The sequence below is a fragment of the Streptomyces sp. NPDC058525 genome (assembly GCF_042719495.1).
Lineage (GTDB): Bacteria > Actinomycetota > Actinomycetes > Streptomycetales > Streptomycetaceae > Streptomyces.
In genome coordinates this window covers 1-19374 of record NZ_JBHXNP010000095.1, presented here as the reverse complement: position 1 = coordinate 19374, position 19374 = coordinate 1, and the positions used below count along the sequence as shown (strand labels likewise).

At 73.4% G+C, this 19374-nt stretch carries 18 protein-coding genes; 15 read left to right on the top strand and 3 right to left on the bottom strand.

Annotation, left to right across the window (positions count from 1 at the left end):
* The first annotated feature begins 265 nt into the window (after positions 1-265).
* The 13 genes from ACFWP3_RS32830 (at position 266) to ACFWP3_RS32770 (ending at position 15816) form a co-directional block, all read left to right on the top strand.
* On the top strand, positions 266-1903 hold the full coding sequence (locus ACFWP3_RS32830) for a CTP synthase (RefSeq protein ID WP_384228347.1): 1638 nt from the start codon (positions 266-268) through the stop codon (positions 1901-1903).
* A gap of 78 nt (positions 1904-1981) precedes the next feature.
* Positions 1982-2611 carry an NUDIX domain-containing protein gene (locus ACFWP3_RS32825; RefSeq protein WP_384228345.1) on the top strand — a complete coding sequence of 210 codons (630 nt, stop codon included), beginning with the start codon at positions 1982-1984 and terminating at the stop codon, positions 2609-2611.
* A gap of 134 nt (positions 2612-2745) precedes the next feature.
* Positions 2746-4785: a tetratricopeptide repeat protein gene (locus ACFWP3_RS32820; protein ID WP_384228376.1), complete on the top strand. Its 2040-nt coding sequence runs from the start codon at positions 2746-2748 to the stop codon at positions 4783-4785.
* A gap of 152 nt (positions 4786-4937) precedes the next feature.
* A complete protein-coding gene (gene ald / locus ACFWP3_RS32815; protein ID WP_384228343.1) occupies positions 4938-6053 on the top strand; it encodes an alanine dehydrogenase in 1116 nt (371 codons plus the stop codon).
* 368 nt (positions 6054-6421) lie between these two features.
* Positions 6422-7540, top strand: coding sequence for a ParA family protein (locus ACFWP3_RS32810; RefSeq protein WP_384228341.1), 1119 nt, complete (start codon positions 6422-6424; stop codon positions 7538-7540).
* Entirely contained in the window at positions 7525-8034 is a 510-nt protein-coding gene (locus ACFWP3_RS32805; protein ID WP_384228339.1) for a hypothetical protein, read from the top strand. The genes ACFWP3_RS32810 and ACFWP3_RS32805 overlap by 16 nt, the downstream gene beginning before the upstream one ends.
* Before the next feature lie 1682 nt (positions 8035-9716).
* Complete coding sequence (locus ACFWP3_RS32800) at positions 9717-10496, top strand: segregation and condensation protein A (RefSeq protein ID WP_384228337.1); 780 nt, start codon at positions 9717-9719, stop codon at positions 10494-10496.
* 18 nt (positions 10497-10514) lie between these two features.
* Positions 10515-11141: an SMC-Scp complex subunit ScpB gene (gene scpB / locus ACFWP3_RS32795; RefSeq protein ID WP_384228334.1), complete on the top strand. Its 627-nt coding sequence runs from the start codon at positions 10515-10517 to the stop codon at positions 11139-11141.
* Positions 11141-12532: a pseudouridine synthase gene (locus ACFWP3_RS32790; RefSeq protein WP_384228331.1), complete on the top strand. Its 1392-nt coding sequence runs from the start codon at positions 11141-11143 to the stop codon at positions 12530-12532. Before scpB ends, ACFWP3_RS32790 begins: the two co-directional genes overlap by 1 nt.
* Before the next feature lie 149 nt (positions 12533-12681).
* Positions 12682-12984: a nicotinamide mononucleotide transporter gene (locus tag ACFWP3_RS32785; RefSeq protein WP_384228328.1), complete on the top strand. Its 303-nt coding sequence runs from the start codon at positions 12682-12684 to the stop codon at positions 12982-12984.
* Positions 12981-14060, top strand: a complete 1080-nt coding sequence (locus ACFWP3_RS32780) for an AAA family ATPase (protein ID WP_384228326.1) — start codon at positions 12981-12983, stop codon at positions 14058-14060. Before ACFWP3_RS32785 ends, ACFWP3_RS32780 begins: the two co-directional genes overlap by 4 nt.
* Positions 14057-14800 (top strand): NUDIX domain-containing protein, encoded by a 744-nt coding sequence (locus ACFWP3_RS32775; protein WP_384228323.1) that lies wholly within the window; start codon positions 14057-14059, stop codon positions 14798-14800. The genes ACFWP3_RS32780 and ACFWP3_RS32775 overlap by 4 nt, the downstream gene beginning before the upstream one ends.
* A complete protein-coding gene (locus ACFWP3_RS32770; RefSeq protein WP_384228321.1) occupies positions 14797-15816 on the top strand; it encodes an ADP-ribosylglycohydrolase family protein in 1020 nt (339 codons plus the stop codon). The genes ACFWP3_RS32775 and ACFWP3_RS32770 overlap by 4 nt, the downstream gene beginning before the upstream one ends.
* Positions 15817-15868: 52 nt before the next feature.
* On the opposite strand, the gene ACFWP3_RS32765 is transcribed toward ACFWP3_RS32770, so the two are convergent.
* The 3 genes from ACFWP3_RS32765 to ACFWP3_RS32755 are packed head-to-tail and all read right to left on the bottom strand — an operon-like array spanning position 15869 to position 17473.
* Positions 15869-16549 carry a DNA polymerase beta superfamily protein gene (locus ACFWP3_RS32765; protein WP_384228318.1) on the bottom strand — a complete coding sequence of 227 codons (681 nt, stop codon included), beginning with the start codon at positions 16547-16549 and terminating at the stop codon, positions 15869-15871.
* Between the two features lie 27 nt (positions 16550-16576).
* Entirely contained in the window at positions 16577-17050 is a 474-nt protein-coding gene (locus ACFWP3_RS32760) for a Rieske (2Fe-2S) protein (RefSeq protein WP_384228316.1), read from the bottom strand.
* Positions 17051-17107: 57 nt separating this feature from the next.
* Positions 17108-17473, bottom strand: coding sequence for a DUF952 domain-containing protein (locus tag ACFWP3_RS32755; RefSeq protein ID WP_384228314.1), 366 nt, complete (start codon positions 17471-17473; stop codon positions 17108-17110).
* Positions 17474-17609: 136 nt separating this feature from the next.
* Between ACFWP3_RS32755 and ACFWP3_RS32750 the strand changes: the two genes are divergently transcribed.
* Together ACFWP3_RS32750 and ACFWP3_RS32745 are read left to right on the top strand one after the other, a co-directional pair.
* Positions 17610-18059, top strand: a complete 450-nt coding sequence (locus tag ACFWP3_RS32750; RefSeq protein ID WP_384228312.1) for a YidB family protein — start codon at positions 17610-17612, stop codon at positions 18057-18059.
* 112 nt (positions 18060-18171) lie between these two features.
* Positions 18172-19272, top strand: coding sequence for a prephenate dehydrogenase (locus ACFWP3_RS32745; RefSeq protein ID WP_384228374.1), 1101 nt, complete (start codon positions 18172-18174; stop codon positions 19270-19272).
* Positions 19273-19374 lie beyond the last annotated feature (102 nt).

The following is a 19374-nucleotide window of genomic DNA, read 5'->3' as shown; positions in this document are numbered from 1 at the left end:
CGACCCCGCCGCCCCGCCTCGCCCGTGCTCCCGTACGAGACCCCCGCGCCGCGTGGCCGGAGGCAGACGGGCCCGGGCGCTGATAGGCTGGTACCCCGTGGACCGGTGGTCTGCCTGTGCGAATCAGGAGCCCCGAAACCGCAGCTTCGGCGCCCCCTGAGACCCTTCCGGATCGACGGTGGCCGGCGCCGGACGCACCTCACCTCGCGACCACGGGAGCCCCCTCTTGGCGACGCCGCCCGCTGCTTTTCGAAACAGCACAGCCATGACGACCAAGCACATCTTCGTCACCGGGGGTGTCGCTTCGTCCCTCGGCAAGGGCCTGACGGCCTCCAGCCTGGGTGCGCTGCTGAAGGCGCGCGGTCTTCGGGTCACGATGCAGAAGCTCGACCCGTACCTCAACGTCGACCCCGGCACCATGAACCCGTTCCAGCACGGTGAGGTGTTCGTCACCAACGACGGCGCCGAGACCGACCTGGACATCGGCCACTACGAGCGCTTCCTCGACGTCGACCTCGACGGCTCGGCCAACGTCACCACCGGCCAGGTCTACTCGCAGGTCATCGCCAAGGAACGGCGCGGCGAGTACCTCGGCGACACCGTGCAGGTCATCCCGCACATCACCAACGAGATCAAGCACCGCATCCGCCGCATGGCGACCGCGGACGTCGACGTGGTCATCACCGAGGTCGGCGGCACCGTCGGCGACATCGAGTCGCTGCCCTTCCTGGAGACCGTCCGCCAGGTCCGCCACGAGGTCGGCCGCGACAACGTCTTCGTCGTGCACATCTCGCTGCTGCCCTACATCGGCCCCTCCGGCGAGCTGAAGACCAAGCCCACCCAGCACTCGGTCGCGGCCCTGCGCAACATCGGCATCCAGCCCGACGCGATCGTGCTGCGCGCCGACCGCGACGTGCCCACCTCCATCAAGCGCAAGATCTCGCTGATGTGCGACGTCGACGAGGCGGCCGTGGTCGCGGCCATCGACGCGAAGTCGATCTACGACATCCCGAAGGTGCTGCACACCGAGGGCCTGGACGCGTACGTCGTCCGCAAGCTCGACCTGCCCTTCCGCGACGTCAACTGGACGGTGTGGGAGGACCTGCTGGACCGGGTCCACAACCCCGACCACGAGGTCAAGGTCGCGCTCGTCGGCAAGTACATCGACCTGCCCGACGCCTACCTTTCGGTGACCGAGGCGCTGCGCGCCGGCGGTTTCGCCAACCGGGCCCGCGTCCAGATCAAGTGGGTCACCTCCGACGACTGCAAGACCCCGGCCGGCGCCGCCGCCGTGCTCGGCGACGTGGACGCGATCTGCGTGCCCGGCGGCTTCGGCGACCGCGGCGTCAACGGCAAGGTCGGCGCGATCACCTACGCCCGCGAGAACAAGATCCCGCTGCTCGGCCTGTGCCTGGGCCTGCAGTGCGTGGTCATCGAGGCCGCGCGCAACCTCGCGGGCATCGAGGACGCCAACTCCACCGAGTTCGACGCCTCCACCCCGCACCCGGTCATCTCGACCATGGAGGAGCAGCTGGCCTTCGTCGAGGGCGCGGGCGACCTGGGCGGCACCATGCGCCTGGGCATGTACCCGGCGAAGCTCGCCGAGGGCTCCATCGTGCGCGAGGTCTACGGCGACCAGGCGTACGTCGACGAGCGCCACCGCCACCGCTACGAGGTCAACAACGCCTACCGCGGCGAGCTGGAGAAGAAGGCGGGCATCGTCTTCTCCGGCACCTCCCCGGACAACAAGCTCGTCGAGTACGTCGAGTACCCGCGCGAGGTGCACCCCTACCTGGTGGCCACCCAGGCCCACCCGGAGCTGCGCTCGCGCCCGACGCGCCCGCACCCGCTGTTCGCGGGTCTGGTCAAGGCGGCCGTGGAGCGGCAGCAGTCCGCGAAGTGATCGCCTGACGGCATAACGTAGACAGCCGGGGTACGGATCTGCCGTACCCCGGCTGTCGCGCGTTGTGGAGGGTCGGGCATGAACGTCAAGGACACGTCGGAATCCTGGGAGACACGGTCGACCCAGCGGCCGTTCCAGGGCGCCAAGACGGCGGTGAACTCCGACGAGGTCCGGATGCCGGACGGATCGACGGCCCGCCGCGACTACCAGGTGCACCCGGGCTCGGTGTGCGTGCTGGCCCTGGACGAGGCCGGCCGGGTGCTGGTCCTCAGCCAGTACCGGCACCCGGTGCGGCGCCGGCTGTGGGAGCTGCCGGCCGGGTTGCTCGACGTACCGGGGGAGAACCCGCTGCTCGGCGCCCAGCGGGAGCTGTACGAGGAGGCGCACGTCAAGGCGGAGGACTGGCGGGTGCTGGCCGACTTCTACGCCTCGCCGGGCGGGTCGGACGAGGCGGTCCGCGTCTTCCTCGCGCGGGGCGTCTCCGACGCCGAGGGCGAGCGGTACGCCGAGACCGGCTCGGAGGAGGCGGACATGGAACTGGCCTGGGTGCCGCTGCCCGACCTGGTACGGGGCGTCCTGGCGGGCGAACTGGGCAACGCGGCGCTGGTGACCGGGGTCCTCGCCCTGTCCGCCGCGCTGGCCGCGGACGGCCCCGACGCGCTGCGCCCGGCCACGGCCCCCTGGCAGGCCCGCCCGTACGACGCGTAGCCGCCGCGCCCGCGCCCCGGCGGGGCCGGTCGGCCCCGCCCGGCCCGCACGGCCCAGCCCCGCGAACCGAAAAGCGGACCATCCGCTGATCCGATCAGGGGATATGCCCGCCGCGCTCCACCCAAGTCGTCGCTCTGCGTGAACTACGCTCGCAATCCGAAGGCAGGGAGAGGAGCGGATCCGTGACGGATTTCGTCGGGCGGCGGCGTGAGCTCAAGGAGCTGCGCGAGGACATCGCACGGACCGGGCTCGACACCCTCTCGGGCCGCAAGGCCAAGGCCCCCCGCGCCCGCGTGCTGCTGGTCGCCGGCCGGCCGGGGTCCGGACGGACCGCGCTCGCCGAGGCGTTCGTGCGCGAGGTCGCCGACCAGTACCCCGACGGGCTGCTCCGGACCCGGCTGACCGCACCCGGCGGGGAGACCCTGGCCACCGAGCGCGCCGTCCGCGGCCTGCTGGAAGGACTCGGGCGGACCACCCCGCCCGGAGCCGGCGAGGACGAGCTCAGCTCGGCCCTGCGCACCGCGCTCGACGGGCGCCGCGTGGTCATCCTGGTCGACGACGCCGCCGACCCCCACCAGGTCGACGCCCTGCTGCCGGACACCCCCGAGTGCCTCGTCGTGGTCACCGCCGAGGGACCGCTCACCGGCATCCCCGACGTGCGGCCCTGCACCCTCGGCGGACTCGACACGCCGTCCGCCGTGGAGATGCTGGCGCAGCGCATCGGCGACACCCGCGTCACCGCCGACCCGCGCGCCGCCGAGACCCTCGCCGAGGAGTGCGGAGGCCAGCCCGCCGCGCTCGCCCTCGTCGGCGGCTGGCTCGCCGCCCACCCCAAGGCCTCCGTCGCCGACGTCGCCAAGCAGCTGCACGACATGCCCGCCGGCGTCGGCGGTCCGCTGCCCCGCGGCTTCCGCCTCGTCTACGAGTCCCTGCCCCAGCCCGCCCAGCGCACCCTGCGGCTGCTGCCGCTGGCCCCCGCCGGGATCGTCGACTCGCACACCGCCTCCGCCCTCGCCGGCTGCTCGGTGGCCGCGGCCCAGTCCACGCTGGACGACTTCGCCGGGCTCGGCCTGCTGCGCCACGCCCACAACGGCCAGTACCTGCTGCCCGGCTGCCTCGCGCCGCTGCTCCAGGCCCTGCTCGAGGCCAAGGAGCGCCCGGCCGAGGTCCAGCTCGCCCGGGCCCGGATGCTGGAGCGCACCGTACGGCTGCTGCACTCCTGCCGGGCCATGGCCGGAACGGACGAGGCCGGCGGGGACTACGGGGACTACGGGGACGGACTGCGGGAGAAGCTGGACGGGGTGCCGCGCGCCCTGCGCTTCCCCGACCGGCGGGCCGCCGCCACCTGGCTGGACACCCGGCTGCCCGCGCTCTCGTCGGCCGCGGCCCTGGCCGTGGCCGACGGGGAGCTGGACACCCTGGCCCGGCGGCTGATCGCCGCGCTCGTACGGGCCCTCGCCGAGCACCGCGGCACCGCCGAGGCCGCGCCCGAGCTGTACGGGCTGCACCGGCTGGTCCTGGACGTGGCCGAGCGGCGCGCGCTGCACCGGGAGCAGGCGGCCGCGCTGCTGAACCTGGCCGACCTGGACGCCGAGACCGGCCGGACCCAGGAGGCGCTCGACCGCTACCGGGCCGCGCTGGACGCCGGACGGGCGGCGAACGATCCGTACGCGACCGGCCGCGCGATGGAATCCGTAGGCGGTGCCTACCAGGAGCTGGCGGACTGGCACCGGGCCTCCGACTGGTTCGGCCGGGCGCTCGCCCAGGCCCTGGCGCGCGGGGAGCGCGCGGACGAGGCGCGGCTGTACGGGCGGCTCGGCAACGTCCACACGTACGCGGGCCGGTACGGGGACGCGCTGCGCAGCTGGCGGGCCGCCGCCGCGGGCTACCGGCGGCTGGCCGATGTACCGGGCCAGGCAAAGGCGTTGAGCGAGATGGCCCGGGTCCAGGAGTACGCCGGCCGCCCCGAGGAATCGCTGCACACCTGCCGGGAGGCGGTGGAGCTGGCGCGGCGCGCCGGGGACCAGCGGCTGCAGGCCGCGCTCCAGGTCCGGCTGGCCGACACGCTCGACCGGCTGGGGGACCCGGCAGCGGCGAGGCTGCACCGGTCGGCGGCCGACAGATTGCTGGGAGACGACCCTGCGGCCTGCGAAATCCGTAGTGGATCCGACTAAGATTATTTGTTTGCAAGGCTAGACACGCGTTAATCCTTCATTAAACTGGCTTCACCACGTCATCCCGTGGTGCATCCCGTTGCGCGTTCTTGTGGGCGGGTATGTATGGAAGTGCCCCGTAATTTCCCCTGAGCCAAGGACCGTGATCGACGATGAAGGTCGGCATCCCCCGCGAGGTCAAGAACAACGAGTTCCGGGTCGCCATCACGCCCGCCGGTGTGCATGAGCTGGTCCGCAACGGCCACCAGGTCTTCATCGAGCAGAACGCCGGTGTCGGCTCCTCGATCACGGACGCCGAGTACGTCGCGGCCGGCGCCGAGATCCTCGGCACCGCGGACGAGGTCTGGGCGACCGCTGACCTGCTGCTGAAGGTCAAGGAGCCCATCGCGGAGGAGTACCACCGCCTCCGCAAGGACCAGACCCTCTTCACCTACCTGCACCTGGCGGCCTCCCGCGAGTGCACGGACGCCCTGCTGGAGTCCGGCACCACCGCCATCGCGTACGAGACGGTCGAGCTCGCCAACCGCGCGCTCCCGCTGCTCGCCCCGATGTCCGAGGTCGCGGGCCGGCTGGCCCCGCAGGTCGGCGCCTACCACCTGATGCGCTCGGCCGGCGGCCGCGGCGTGCTCCCGGGCGGTGTCCCCGGCACCCACGCCGGCGAGTGCGTGGTCATCGGCGGCGGCGTCTCCGGCTGGAACGCGGCGCAGATCGCCATCGGCATGGGCTTCCACGTGACCCTGCTCGACCGCGACATCAACAAGCTCCGCGAGGCCGACAAGATCTTCGGCACGAAGATCAAGACGATCGTCTCCAACGCCTACGAGCTGGAGAAGGCCGTCGTCGAGGCCGACCTCGTCATCGGCGCCGTGCTGATCCCGGGTGCGAAGGCCCCGAAGCTGGTCACCAACGAGCTCGTCGCCAAGATGAAGCCCGGAAGTGTCCTTGTCGACATTGCGATCGACCAGGGCGGCTGCTTCGAGGACTCCCGTCCGACCACCCACGCCGAGCCGACCTTCCGGGTCCACAACTCGGTCTTCTACTGCGTCGCCAACATGCCGGGCGCGGTGCCGAACACCTCCACCTACGCGCTGACCAACGCCACGCTGCCCTACATCGTGCAGCTCGCGAACCTCGGCTGGGTCGAGGCGCTGCGTCGTGACCCGGCGCTCGGACTGGGCCTCAACACCCATGACGGCCAGGTCGTTTACGGTCCGGTCGCCGAGGCCCACGGCCTCGAGACCCTCGAGCTGAGCACGCTGCTCGGCTGACACGTCAACGACTGACGTCAATCTCACGTATCCGGCCGGACCTTGCCCGCAAGGTCCGGCCGGACGTGTTCGCGGGGTGCGCCGGAGAGCCGCTCAACTCGCCTCGAACGTAACCCTTTAACCCTTTCGCACACCCGCGAAACTTCGCGGCGACAGCTCGTGCGCCCTTGACAGAGTGGTGTTCGGTTGCCGACACATCGTGCCGGGTCCGGCGGATTGTGTTGCCGCTGAGCGGTGACACGCCATAGAGTCGCCAACCGTCGGCATGGTGCCACGCTGACCTATCGATAAGTGTCCTGGTCACGTCCGAGGAGGTAAGACGACTTGTGAATGAGTCGACATTTGCTCCTGGGGGTGGTCGAGCAGGCGTGCCGGAGCGGGGCCAGAACCCCGCCGGGCTCGAGGCTGTCGGCTCCGTCGCAGTCCGCACCTTCGCAAACCACCAGCACATGACGACGCCCCAAAAGAGCATGGACGGCCTAGACGTGAACTCCAGGGCCGGCGACCTGAGCGGCGAAAAGCCCGTGGGTTTCGCCGACTACGAAAACGTGCCCGAAGGGCACTTCTACGACCCCGACGCGGAGTACGAACCGGACCCCGAGTACGCGGCCACCCTCGCCCCCGACGCTGCCCGCCAGCGCCGTGAGCGGATCGGCCCGACCGGACGCCCGCTCCCGTACTTCCCCATCCCGGGTCCGCTGACCGACCACGGTCCGGCGAAGATCATCGCGATGTGCAACCAGAAGGGCGGCGTGGGCAAGACCACGTCGACCATCAACCTGGGTGCCGCGCTCGCCGAGTACGGGCGCCGCGTGCTGCTCGTCGACTTCGACCCGCAGGGCGCGCTGTCCGTGGGTCTCGGCGTGAACCCGATGGAACTCGACCTGACGGTCTACAACCTGCTCATGGAGCGGGGCATGTCGGCCGACGAGGTGCTGCTCAAGACGGCGGTCCCCAACATGGACCTGCTGCCGAGCAACATCGACCTGTCCGCTGCCGAAGTGCAGTTGGTCAGCGAGGTCGCGCGCGAGTCCACCCTGCAGCGGGCCCTGAAGCCCCTGATGGCGGACTACGACTACATCGTGATCGACTGTCAGCCCTCGCTCGGCCTGCTGACCGTGAACGCCCTGACGGCGGCTCACAAGGTCATCGTCCCGCTGGAGTGCGAGTTCTTCGCGCTGCGCGGGGTGGCGCTGCTGACCGAGACCATCGAGAAGGTGCAGGAGCGGCTCAACCCGGAGCTGGAGCTCGACGGCATCCTCGCCACGATGTACGACTCCCGTACGGTGCACAGCCGCGAGGTGCTGGCGCGCGTCGTCGAGGCCTTCGACGACCACGTCTACCACACGGTGATCGGCCGCACGGTGCGCTTCCCGGAGACCACGGTCGCCGGCGAGCCCATCACGACGTACGCCTCCAACTCCGTCGGCGCCGCCGCGTATCGCCAGCTCGCCAGGGAGGTGCTCGCCCGGTGTCACGCCGAGTGAGTCTGCCCGGAGCCGACGAACTGTTCCGTACGACCGGCGGGATGGCCCTCCAGTCCTCCTCGCCGAGGCGGGGCGCCGACGAGGCGCCCGCCGCCGAGCACGCGGCCTCCTCGGCCGAGGGCGCGGCGGGGGAGGGCCGGAGCCGGGAGGCCGAGGCGGGCACGGAATCCGTGGTGGGAGCACCCCGGCGGTCGCAGGAAGGTTCTGTCAACGGAGCCCCCGCGGCCCCGGGGGCGGGCGGACGCGGCAAGGGCCAGGGCCGGGGCGCGAACCGGCGGCCCAGCGGGCGCGAGCGGCACGACGAGAAGATCACCGTCTACGTCTCCGCCGAGGAGCTCATGGACCTGGAACACGCGCGGCTGGTGCTGCGCGGCGAGCACGGGCTGGCGGTCGACCGGGGCCGCATCGTCCGCGAGGCGGTGGCGGTCGTCCTGGCCGACCTGGAATCCCGCGGCGACGCCAGCATCCTGGTCCGCCGCCTCCGAGGCCGCTGACCTCCCACCAACCCGCCCCACGGCCCAACCCCCCCCAGGGCCGGGACCAACGCCCCTCCCGACCCCCCGGCCGAACCCTCGGGGCCGGGGCCACGCCCCTCCCGGCCGAACCCTCGGGGCCGGGGCCACGCCCCTCCGGGCCTCCGGGCCTCCCGGCCTCCCGGTCTCCGGGCCGAAGCCTCCGAGCCGGGGCCACGCCCCCTCAAGGCCTCCGGGCCGAAGCCGCCGGGTCGGGGGCCACGGCCCTCCGGGTCCGAAGCCTCTTGGGCCGGGGCCGCGCCCCTCCCGACCTGCCGGCCTCCGGGGCGGGGGGCACGCCCCTCCAGGCCTCCGGGCCGAAGCCTCCGGGGCGGGGGGCACGCCCCTCCCGGCCGAATCCTCGGGGTTCGGGGACCAGGGTCGGCTGTCGAAGCCTCTGGGGCTGGGGCCTCATGCCTCTTCCGGCCAGGCCGTCGAAGCTTCTGGGCCGGGGCCACGCCTCTACGGGCTTCCCGGCCCCCCGCCGCAGCCTCCGGGGCGGGGGCACGCCCCTCCAGGCCTCCGGGCCGAAGCCTCGGGGCCCGGGCCCACGGTTGGCTGTCGAAGCCTCTGAGGCTGGGGCCTCACGCCTCTTCCGGTCAGGCCGCCGAAGCTTCTGGGGCCGGGGCTCACAGGCCGTTCCCGGCCTGCGGGCCCCGGGGCCCGTGCTCGCTTCTGGTCTGGCGCAGACGCACTGTGCCAAAGGCTGCGGCCCCCTTCGCGGGGCACGGCTGCGGACGGCTTGGGCCGCGCGGTGCGGCAACGGCTGCGGACGCTCCGGGCCGGTCCGGTCCGATGGGCGGGACGCACCCTAGGGTGGGGGCACGCTGTGGCCCGATGGCCGCCGCGTCATCCCCTCCGCACGACCATGGACCGCGATGCCCCTCCCCGCCGAACCCGGCCGACCCGCCCGCCGACCCCTGGGACGCGGCCCCGGCGCGCCGGGAGAGGCCCCCGAGGCGCCCGCTGAGCGCCCCGGACCGTCCGGGCCCGGGGAAGACCCCGAACGCACCCCCGCAGCGCCTGACGCCCCCACGGAGGGTCGCGAAGGCCCCCCGGAGCCCCCGGAAGGCCGAGGCGCCGGTACGCCGGACCGTGTTCTCCCGCCGGAGGCGACCCCGCCCGACGCCCCGGACGCCGAGCACCCCGCCGGTGGCGGCGGTTCACCGGACGCGGCTGAGCCCACCTCCGTAGCCACGAGCCCCGCAGGCGCCGGCGCGTCGACCGCAGCCGTGGCCGCCACTGAAGCCGCAGGCGACACCGGGGTCCGGGCAGCTGAGGCTCCCGAATCCGTCAGCCGCACAGGCGGCGGCCCGGCCGCTGGTGGCGCGGCCTCCGCATCTGCCGGCCCGGCTGTCGGCGGCGACGCGACGGCCGTTGGCGGGGCCGCCCCCCGCCCCGCGGCAGCCGGCCCGGTGGCGGGCGACGCCGTAGCCGGCCTCGCGCACGGCCGCGCGGCAGCCGGGGGCCCGGCCCCCGTGGCCATCGGCCCCGCCGCAGGGGGCCTGGGGACGGGCGACGCCGAGGCCGGCTCCGCGGCTGCCGGGCCCGCCGCAGGCGGCACCGTGGTGGGTGGGTCCGGAGCGGTCGGACCCGCCGCAGGCGGCCCCGGGGCGGGTGGGCCCGAGAGCGTTGGCCCCGCCGGAGGCGACGGGCGGTTTACGTTGCGGCTGGCCAACTTCGAGGGGCCGTTCGATCTGCTGCTGCAGTTGATCTCGCGGCACAAGCTCGACGTCACCGAGGTCGCGCTGTCCAAGGTCACCGATGAGTTCATGGCCCACATCCGGGCCATGGGGCCCGACTGGGACCTCGACCAGACGACCGAGTTCCTCGTCGTCGCCGCCACCCTGCTCGACCTCAAGGCCGCCCGGCTGCTGCCCGCCGCAGAGGTGGAGGACGAGGCCGACCTCGCGCTGCTGGAGGCCCGGGACCTGCTGTTCGCCCGGCTCCTGCAGTACCGGGCGTACAAACAGATCGCCACGATCTTCGAGGACCGCGCGGAGGCCGAGGGCCGCCGCTACCCCCGCACCGTCGGCCTGGAACCGCACCACGCCGACCTGCTGCCCGAGGTCGTCATCACCATCGGCCCCGAAGGCTTCGCCCGGCTCGCCGTCAAGGCCATGCAGCCCAAGGTCAAGCCCCAGGTGTACGTGGACCACATCCACGCGCCGCTGGTCAGCGTCCGCGAGCAGGCCGCGCTCGTCGTGCGGATGCTGAAGGCCCGCGGCGAGGCCACCTTCCAGGAGCTCACCGAGGACGCGGGGGACACCCTCACCGTCGTCGCCCGCTTCCTGGCCCTCCTCGAGCTCTACCGAGAGAAGGCGGTGGTCCTGGACCAGGAGGAGGCCCTGAAGACCCTCACCGTGCGCTGGAGCGGCGGGGACGGCGACGGCATGCCGACCGTGACCGACGAGTTCGACCAGATCGTGGAGGCCAAGGAATGAGCAAGGAATGAGCAAGGGATGAGTACCGACGTGGCCGGGCTTGCGTTGAAGCCGGCGCTGGAGGCCGTGCTCATGGTCGTGGACGAGCCCGCGACCGAGGCGCACCTCGCCAAGGTGCTGGAGCGCACCCCGCGGGAGGTCGCGGACGCGCTGCGCGAGCTCGCCGACGAGTACGCGCTCCAGGGCCGCGGCTTCGAGCTGCGCCTGGTCGCCGGCGGGTGGCGGTTCTACACCCGGGCCGAGTTCGCCCCGGCCGTCGAGGGCTTCGTACTGGACGGCCAGCAGGCCCGTCTCACCCAGGCGGCGCTGGAGACCCTGGCGGTCGTCGCGTACCGCCAGCCGGTGAGCCGTTCCCGGGTTTCGGCGGTCCGCGGAGTCAACTGCGACGGGGTCATGCGGACCCTCCTCCAGCGGGGTCTGGTGGAGGAGGCGGGGACGGAACCCGAAACAGGTGCGATCCTGTACAGGACGACGAACCACTTTTTGGAGCGGATGGGCCTGCGCGGCCTGGACGAGCTCCCGGAGCTCGCGCCCTTCCTCCCCGAGGCGGACGCGATCGAAGCCGAGACGCAAGAAGGTGTGCCGTCGTTCGATCCGGACGCACCGGACACTGATGAAGACGACGACAAGACGACGGACATTTGATGCGAAGCAACGGCAACGGCGGCGGCAACAGGAACAGCGGCGGCGGCGGTGGTGGCGGACGCGGTAGCTCCCGCGGCGGCAGCTCCTCCGGCGGCGGCTCCTCCCGAGGCGGCAGCTCCTCCGGCGGCGGCTCCTCCCGCGGCGGCAGCTCCTCCGGCGGCGGCTCCTCCCGAGGCGGCAGCTCCTCTGGTGGCGGTGGCTACCGCGGAGGCAGCTCCTCCGGCGGTGGCGGCTACCGCGGCGGCAGCGGCTCCTCCTCCGGTGGGGGCGGCTACCGCGGCGGCTCTTCCGGCGGCGGCTACCAGGGCGGCGGCTCCGGCTCGCGCGACCGTGACCGCGACCGCGACCAGGCCCCCCAGCGCCCCCGCAACCCCCGCCCCGAGGAGCGCCGCTACGACGTCGGCCCCGAGGGCGAGCGCTCCGGCCGCAGCGGCCCCAAGGCCGGCGGCGGCGGCGCCCGCGGCGCGTCCGCGCGCGGCGGTGCCAAGGGCGGCCCCAAGACCTCCAAGACCCCCGGCATCGGCGGGGCCGGCGGCCCGCGCCGCGGCCCCGGCAGCCGCAGCGGCCAGTCCCGTCCGCGCGAGCTGGACGCGCGGATCGAGGAGCGCGTGCGCGACCGGTACGCCGACAAGCCGGTCATCAAGACCCCCAAGACCTTCCCGGGTGCCGAGGAGGAGGGCGAGCGTCTGCAGAAGGTGCTCGCCCGCGCCGGCATGGGTTCGCGCCGCGCCTGCGAGGAGCTCATCGAGCAGGCCCGCGTCGAGGTCAACGGCGAGATCGTGCTGGAGCAGGGCAAGCGCGTCCAGCCGAAGGACGAGATCAAGGTCGACGGCCTGACCGTCGCCACCCAGTCGTACCTGTTCTTCGCGCTGAACAAGCCGGCCGGTGTCGTCTCCACCATGGAGGACCCGGACGGCCGCCAGTGCCTGGGCGACTACGTCACCAACCGTGAGACGCGTCTCTTCCACGTCGGCCGGCTCGACACCGAGACCGAGGGCATCATCCTGCTCACCAACCACGGCGAGCTGGCCCACCGCCTCACGCACCCGAAGTACGGCGTGAAGAAGACGTACGTCGCGGCGATCACCGGCCCGCTGCCGCGCGAGATCGGCAAGCGCCTCAAGGACGGCATCGAGCTGGAGGACGGGTACGCCCGCGCCGACCACTTCCGCGTCGTCGACCAGGTCGGCAAGAACTACCTGGTCGAGGTCACCCTCCACGAGGGCCGCAAGCACATCGTCCGCCGCATGATGGCCGAGGCCGGCTTCCCGGTCGAGAAGCTCGTCCGCACCTCCTTCGGTCCGATCGAGCTCGGCGACCAGAAGTCCGGCTGGCTGCGCCGCCTGACCAACACCGAGGTCGGCATGCTGATGCGCGAGGTCGGCCTGTAGGACCCCGCGGTACCCCCGGGTACCCGCAATACCCCCGATACCGGGACGAAGAGCCCGCAGTGCCCCCGGCACTGCGGGCTTTTCGCTTGCCCGGCCACCTCCGCTCTGTTTATAGTCAACCTGACCATTAAGGGGAGTGGGGGCTCGTCATGAGCTGGACCGAGGTACTCGGATTCGCCACTGGTGCCCTGTGCGTGTGGCTCGTGGCCCGCCAGCACATCGCCAACTGGCCGATCGGCATCGCCAACGGCCAGTGCCGCAAGCTCCTCAAGTCCTGGTGGCTGTGGATCGCCGCCGACCTCGTGTACATCCCGCTGTACGCCCACAAGGGCCTCTACCTGACCGCCGCCCTCTACGTCGGCTTCCTCGCGCTCTGCGTGGCCGGGCTGGCCGGCTGGCGCCGCACGCTGCCCGCGCCGGGCGCCCGTACGGCCCTGGGAGCGACGGCGTGAAGCGCTACGGGCACGGGCTGGTCCTGGGCAAGTTCTATCCGCCGCACGCCGGGCACCACCACCTGGTGCGCACCGCGCAGGACCGCTGCGACCGGCTGACCGTACTGGTCTGCGCGGCCTCCGTGGAGTCGGTGCCGCTCGCCGACCGGGTCGCCTGGATGCGCGAGGAGCACCCCCGAGCGGACGTCGTCGGCGCGGTCGACGACATCCCGGTCGACCTGACGGACCCGGCGGTCTGGGAGGCCCACATGGCGGTCTTCCGGGAAGCGGTCGGCAGGCCCGTCGACGCCGTCTTCACCTCGGAGGCGTACGGGGTCGAACTCGCGCGCAGGTTCGGCGCCGAGGAGGTCTGCGTGGACCCGGCCAGAACGCTGTTCCCGGTCTCCGGGACGGCCGTACGGGCCGACCCCGCGGGCTGCTGGGACTACCTGGGACCCGCCGTGCGGGCCTCCCTGGCCCGGCGCGTCGTCGTACTCGGCGCCGAGTCCACCGGCACCACCACGCTGTCGCGGGCACTGGCCGGGCACTACCGGCGGCGCGGCGGCGTGTGGGCCGGGACGGGCTGGGTCGCCGAGTACGGGCGCCGCTACAGCGAGGAGAAGCTGGCCGCCGCGCGCGCCGCCCACCCCGCGGCCACCTGGGAGGACGTCAGCTTCACCTCGCGGGAGTTCCCGGTCATCGCGCGGCGCCAGGACGCGGACGAGGAGAGGGCAGCCCGGCTGGGCTCGCCGGTGCTGTTCTGCGACACCGACTCCTTCGCCACCGGCATCTGGCACGAGCGGTACACGGGCGGGCGCAGCGAGGAGGTCGAGAAGACGGCCTCCCTCACCACGCGCCACCTGTACCTGCTGACGGACGACGCGGACGTCCCCTTCGAGGACGACGGACTGCGCGACGGCCCGCACCTGCGGCCCTGGATGACCGGGCGGTTCAGGGAGGAACTGGAACGCACCGGCCGGCGTTTCCTCGTCGTACGGGGAGACCGCGAGCAGCGGCTGGCGGCCGCGGTGACGGCCGTCGACGAACTGCTCGCCGAGGGCTGGCACTTCGCCGATCCGCTGCCGGAGACCCGATGAGCGGGGCGCTGCCCGCGGGCTACGATCCTTCCGCCTTCGTGCCGTTCGCGGTGACCGTCGACCTCGCCGTCTTCACCGTGCGCGGCGGGCTGCTGCACGTGCTGCTGATCCGGCGCGGGCAGCAGCCGTACGAGGGGGACTGGGCGCTGCCCGGCGGGTTCGTCATGCCGCGGGAGTCCGCGGAGAGCGCCGCCCGGCGCGAGCTGGCCGAGGAGACCGGGCTGGCGCCTGACCTGGTGGCGGCCCTGCACCTGGAGCAGCTGCGCACCTACAGCGAGCCGGACCGGGACCCCCGGATGCGGGTGGTCTCGGTGGCCTTCACCGCGCTCGTCGCCGACCTGCCGGAACCGGCGGCGGAGGGCGGCGGGGACGCGGCCCACGCCGGCTGGGTGCCGGTGAACGGGGTCGGGCCCCTCGCCTTCGACCATGCCGTGATCCTGGCGGACGCCCGGGAACGGGTCGGCTCGAAGCTCGAGTACACCTGCCTGGCCACCGCCTTCTGCCCGCCCGAGTTCACCCTCGGGGAGCTCCAGGCCGTCTACGAGACGGTCTGGGACACCGCCCTGGACCGCCCCAACTTCCGCCGCAAGGTCCTGGCCACACCCGGCTTCGTCGAGGCCGTACCGGGAGCCGCCCGGCTGACCGGAGGCCGCGGCAAACCCGCCGCGCTGTACCGGCCCGGTCCGGCGACCGCCCTGCACCCGCCCCTGCTCCGCCCCTCGGAAGGACGCACACGATGACGACGAATCCCAAGCGCGCGGCGACCGGCGCGCTGATCGGCCTCGCCCTGGGGGACGCCCTGGGCTTCCCCACCGAGTTCAACGACGTTCCGTCGATCCTCGCCAAGACCGGCCCGTGGCGCGAGATGGAACTGCCCCGGCCGGCGTTCGTCACGGACGACACCCAGATGACGCTCGCCCTGGCGCGCGGCATACGGACGGCGGCCGACCGGGGCCGGGTGGGCCCGCTGCGCCTCGCCCGGCCGGTCCGGGAGGAGTTCGTCGACTGGTACCACTCGCCGGAGAACAACCGGGCGCCCGGCCGCACCTGCCTGAAGGCCTGCTCGCTGCTGAACCACCCCGAGCGGGACTGGCGGGACGCCAGCCAGATCGGCTCCAAGGGCTGCGGCGCGAACATGCGGGTGGTGCCGGTGGGGCTGGTCCCCGGCTGGACCGAGGAGGAGCGGGCGGGCGCGGCCCAGCTCCAGTCGGCCCTCACCCACGGCCACCCGACGGCCCTGGCCGCCTCCGACCTCACCGCCCGGGCCGTGTACCTGCTCGCGCAGGGCACCGAGGTGACGGGCCTGGTCGGACGGCTGCGCTCGTACGCCCTGGAGAACCGCACCCGCTACCACGAGCGCTGGCTCGGCGACCTGTGGACGCGCACGGCCGGCGACGCCTCCCCGGAGTCCTACATGGCGCGCGGCTGGGACGACTGCCTGGCGGTCCTGGACCGGCTCGCGGCGGCCCTGCGCACCCCGTCCCCGGAGACGGACCCCTGCCTGACCACGGGCGAGGGCTGGATCGCCGAGGAGGCCCTCGCCACGGCCCTGCAGTGCTTCCTGCTCTTCCCGCAGGACCCCCTCCTGGCCCTGCGCCGCGCCGCCTGCACCTCGGGCGACTCGGACTCCCTGGCCTGCCTGACCGGCGCCTTCGCGGGCGCCCACCTCGGCGCGGACATCTGGCCCCGCGCCTGGGAGGGCCGCATCGAATACCGCGACGAACTCCTGGCCTTCGGCGCGCTCTGGGACGCCTGATCCCCGCGACGCGCTCGACGCGCTCGACGCCTTCGGCGTGCGGTGGCGGGAGCTAGTGCGCTGACGCGCGGCGGGTGCGGATGAGGAAGTCCTCGATGCGGGCGCGGTCCGGGGATTCGGGGAGGCGGGTCGTGGTCAGGGCCGCGTCGGTTTCGGCCGTCAGGCGGGACATCCAGGTGTCCACCTCGGCCCAGGTGAGCTCGCCGCGGCGGACCGCCAGGAGGCGGTCGCGGTGGGGGCCCGCGTCGAGGGTCAGGCGGCCCGTACGCAGCAGGTCGCGGCACGACAGCAGCAGGCGCAGCAGGTGCATGGCGTGCTTCCAGCGCGGGGCGCCGTGGACGCGGACGTCCGCGAGGAGCTTGCCGTGCTGGGAGGCCGCGTACCGGCTGAAGCTGGTGTGCGCCCGGCGGGAGAGGAAGGCCTCGCGCAGCGAGAGGAGTTCCTCGCCTACCGGGGTGACCTGCTCGACCAGCGGGGAGTGCAGGCACTCCAGGATGTTCGGGTTGGCGCGCAGGGCCAGCTCGCAGAAGCGCTCCAGCTCCCACGAGAACTCCTCGTCCCGCGGGCCCTCCACGTGCGTGGGGGGCTTCTCGAACCGCCAGAACAGCGGCGTCGGGGCGAGGTAGACACCGCGCCGGTCGGTGTCGCTCGCCTCCGTCGCCAGTCCGAAGGCCCGGGATCCCATCACGCACCGGTAGACCGTGTGGTCCCGTACCAGCGTCAGTTCGTCCATCCGGGGAGCCTAGGCACGGGGCCGCCGCTAGGCGAGCGAGATACCGCCGTCCGCCGCGACCTTGATCTTCTTCTCCGGCAGCGGCCGGGTGGCCGGGCCCTTGGTCGCCGCTCCGTCCGTGGCCTCGAACGTGCTCATGTGGCAGGGGCAGACGATGCTGTTGTTCTCCACCTTGTTCACGAGGCAGCCCTGGTGGGTGCAGACCGCCGAGAAGCAGCGGAAGGACCCGGCGGTGGGCTGGGTGATCACCAGCTTCTCGTCCTTCAGGATCTTGCCGCCGCCCACCGGCACCTCGGCCGCCTTGGCGATGACCTTCTCGGCCGCCGCGGGCTCCTGGGACGTGGCCGGCCGGGACGCGGACGCGGCGGGTTCGGACGCCGATCCGTTCGCCGGCGTCTTGTCGCCGTCACCGCCGCCGCAGGCGGTGAGCGCGCCGCCTGCCAGGGCGGCCGCGCCGGCCGTCAGTACCGTACGCCGGGCGGTGCGCGTGGGGTCGCTCATGGTTTCTCCTCGCTTCGTGGCCGGATCGGGCGAAAGCATCCTGGCCTGCGGCGGGCCTCAGGAGAAGCCCACCGCGCCGTTTCGGTGGCCCGGCTCCCACGGTGCCAGTGAGGCGGGGGTGCCGGGTGTGCGTACGACCTCCCACACGCGGACCACGGCCTCGCGGTTCAACGGGCCGTGGACGTGCGGGTAGCGGCCGCCGGATTCACTCTCGCGGCGGACCTCGGCGGCCAGGGCGGCTTCGTCGAGTTCCACCGCGAGCAGGATCCCCGGTACCGCGCGGTAGTGCGCGTCGGCGATCGCGAGGGCCGTGGGCCGGTCGGCCGAACAGTGCACGAAACCCTCCGAGTCGAGCGAGGGCGGGGCGTACGGCCGCTCGGGTGCGGCGGTCCAGTCGGCGAGCGGGACGAGATGGAAGATCATGCCGATCGTTCTACCGCAGCCTCCTGAGGTGTGTGCGCCAAGTGGCGGCCATGCCCGGCTTGGGTGACATTGTCCGTGTCTTGAAGCCGGGTACGCCGCTTTCGTGCGGCCCGGTCCCTCTGCGAAAGGCAGGACCATGGCGGGTAACGACCTCGGCTCCCTTCTCGGCGGCCTCCTCGGCGGCGGCCAGAGCGGCGGTGCCGGCGGCGGAGGCAACATTCTCGGCTCGCTGCTCGGCGCACTCATGGGCGGCGGCGCGGGCGGCGCGGGCGGTGCGCAGGCGGCCGGAGGCGCCGCGAACAACCCGCTCGCCGGCCTGCTGGAAATGCTCACCAAGTCCGGCCTCGTCGACCAGGCGCAGTCCTGGGTCGGCACCGGCACCAACCAGCCGGTCAGCGCCGACCAGATCAAGGAGGCGCTGCCGGACGACACGCTCCAGAAGGTCGCCGAGCAGGCGGGCGTCACCCCCGACGCCGCCGCGGCCGAGATCGCGCAGGCCCTGCCGACGGCCGTCGACAAGCTGACGCCCAACGGCTCGGTCCCGTCCGGTTCGCTGGAGGACATCATCAAGGCGCAGAAGCTCTGACACGGCTGCCCGCCGGGGCCCGGCCGCCGTCCCACTGGGCGGGCGCCGGGCCCTCGCGGCGTCCGGGCTGGCTACCCTGGCCCGACAGCCCGTCACCTCGCCGAACGCAACCCTGGAGTGCCCCGTGAGAACCGCCGTCGTCATCGGAACCGGACTGATCGGCACCTCCGCGGCGCTCGCGCTGACCAGCCGCGGCATCACCGTCCACCTCGTCGACCACGACCCCGCCCAGGCCCACACCGCGGCCGCGCTCGGGGCCGGCACGGACGAGGCTCCCGAGGGCAGGGTCGACCTCGCGATCGTCGCCGTGCCCCCGGCCCACGTCGCGGCGACGCTGGCCGACGCGATCGGCCGCGGGGCCGCGCGCGCGTACGTGGACGTGGCCAGCGTCAAGGGCGGGCCGCGGCGGGAGCTGGAGGCGCTCGGCGTCGACGTGACGGCGTACATCGGCACGCACCCGATGGCGGGCAAGGAGCGGTCGGGGCCGCTGGCCGCCACCGCGGACCTCTTCGAGGGCCGCCCCTGGGTGCTGACCCCGACCCGTGACACGGACCACGAGGTGCTGAACCTCGCGCTGGAGCTGGTGTCGCTGTGCCGGGCCGTACCGGTGGTCATGGACGCGGACGCCCACGACCGGGCGGTGGCGCTGGTCTCCCACACCCCGCAGCTGGTGTCGAGCATGGTCGCCGCGCGGCTGGAGGAGGCCGACGAGACGGCCGTCCGGCTGTGCGGGCAGGGCATACGGGACGTCACCCGGATCGCGGCCTCCGACCCGCGGATGTGGGTGGAGATCCTGTCGGCGAACCCGGGGCCCGTCGCCGACGTCCTGGCCGGCATCGCGGCCGACCTGGAGGAGACCGTCGAGGCGCTGCGCGGGCTCCAGTCGGCCGACGTGGAGAAGCGGCGGGGCGGCGCGGCCGGGATCGAGGACGTGCTGCGGCGCGGGAACGCGGGGCGGGTGCGGGTGCCGGGCAAGCACGGCGCCGCGCCGACGCTGTACGAGACGGTGGCCGTGCTGATCTCGGACCAGCCGGGCGAGCTGGCGCGGATCTTCGCGGACGCGGGGCGGGCCGGGGTCAACATCGAGGACGTGCGGATCGAGCACGCGACGGGGCAGCAGGCCGGTCTGGTGCAGCTGATGGTCGAGCCGCGGGCCGTCGCCGGCCTGACGGCCGAGCTGCGTGAGCGGGGCTGGGCGCTGCGGCAGCAGTAGCCGCGCCGATGGCTCCGCCGGGGGCCGCGCCAAGCATTCGGGGCTCCGCCCCGGGCCCCGCGCCTCAAGCGCCGGCGGGGCTGGATGTGGGCTGCGCTGGGT

Excerpts from the sequence above, each read along its gene's own strand:
- ACFWP3_RS32830 (WP_384228347.1), top strand. The coding sequence starts at position 266 with ATGACGACCAAGCACATCTTCGTCACCGGGGGTGTCGCTTCGTCCCTC.
- ACFWP3_RS32825 (WP_384228345.1), top strand. The coding sequence starts at position 1,982 with ATGAACGTCAAGGACACGTCGGAATCCTGGGAGACACGGTCGACCCAG.
- ald (WP_384228343.1), top strand. The coding sequence starts at position 4,938 with ATGAAGGTCGGCATCCCCCGCGAGGTCAAGAACAACGAGTTCCGGGTC.
- scpB (WP_384228334.1), top strand. The coding sequence starts at position 10,515 with ATGAGTACCGACGTGGCCGGGCTTGCGTTGAAGCCGGCGCTGGAGGCC.
- ACFWP3_RS32790 (WP_384228331.1), top strand. The coding sequence starts at position 11,141 with ATGCGAAGCAACGGCAACGGCGGCGGCAACAGGAACAGCGGCGGCGGC.
- ACFWP3_RS32785 (WP_384228328.1), top strand. The coding sequence starts at position 12,682 with ATGAGCTGGACCGAGGTACTCGGATTCGCCACTGGTGCCCTGTGCGTG.
- ACFWP3_RS32775 (WP_384228323.1), top strand. The coding sequence starts at position 14,057 with ATGAGCGGGGCGCTGCCCGCGGGCTACGATCCTTCCGCCTTCGTGCCG.
- ACFWP3_RS32770 (WP_384228321.1), top strand. The coding sequence starts at position 14,797 with ATGACGACGAATCCCAAGCGCGCGGCGACCGGCGCGCTGATCGGCCTC.
- ACFWP3_RS32765 (WP_384228318.1), bottom strand. The coding sequence starts at position 16,549 with ATGGACGAACTGACGCTGGTACGGGACCACACGGTCTACCGGTGCGTG.
- ACFWP3_RS32760 (WP_384228316.1), bottom strand. The coding sequence starts at position 17,050 with ATGAGCGACCCCACGCGCACCGCCCGGCGTACGGTACTGACGGCCGGC.
- ACFWP3_RS32755 (WP_384228314.1), bottom strand. The coding sequence starts at position 17,473 with ATGATCTTCCATCTCGTCCCGCTCGCCGACTGGACCGCCGCACCCGAG.
- ACFWP3_RS32750 (WP_384228312.1), top strand. The coding sequence starts at position 17,610 with ATGGCGGGTAACGACCTCGGCTCCCTTCTCGGCGGCCTCCTCGGCGGC.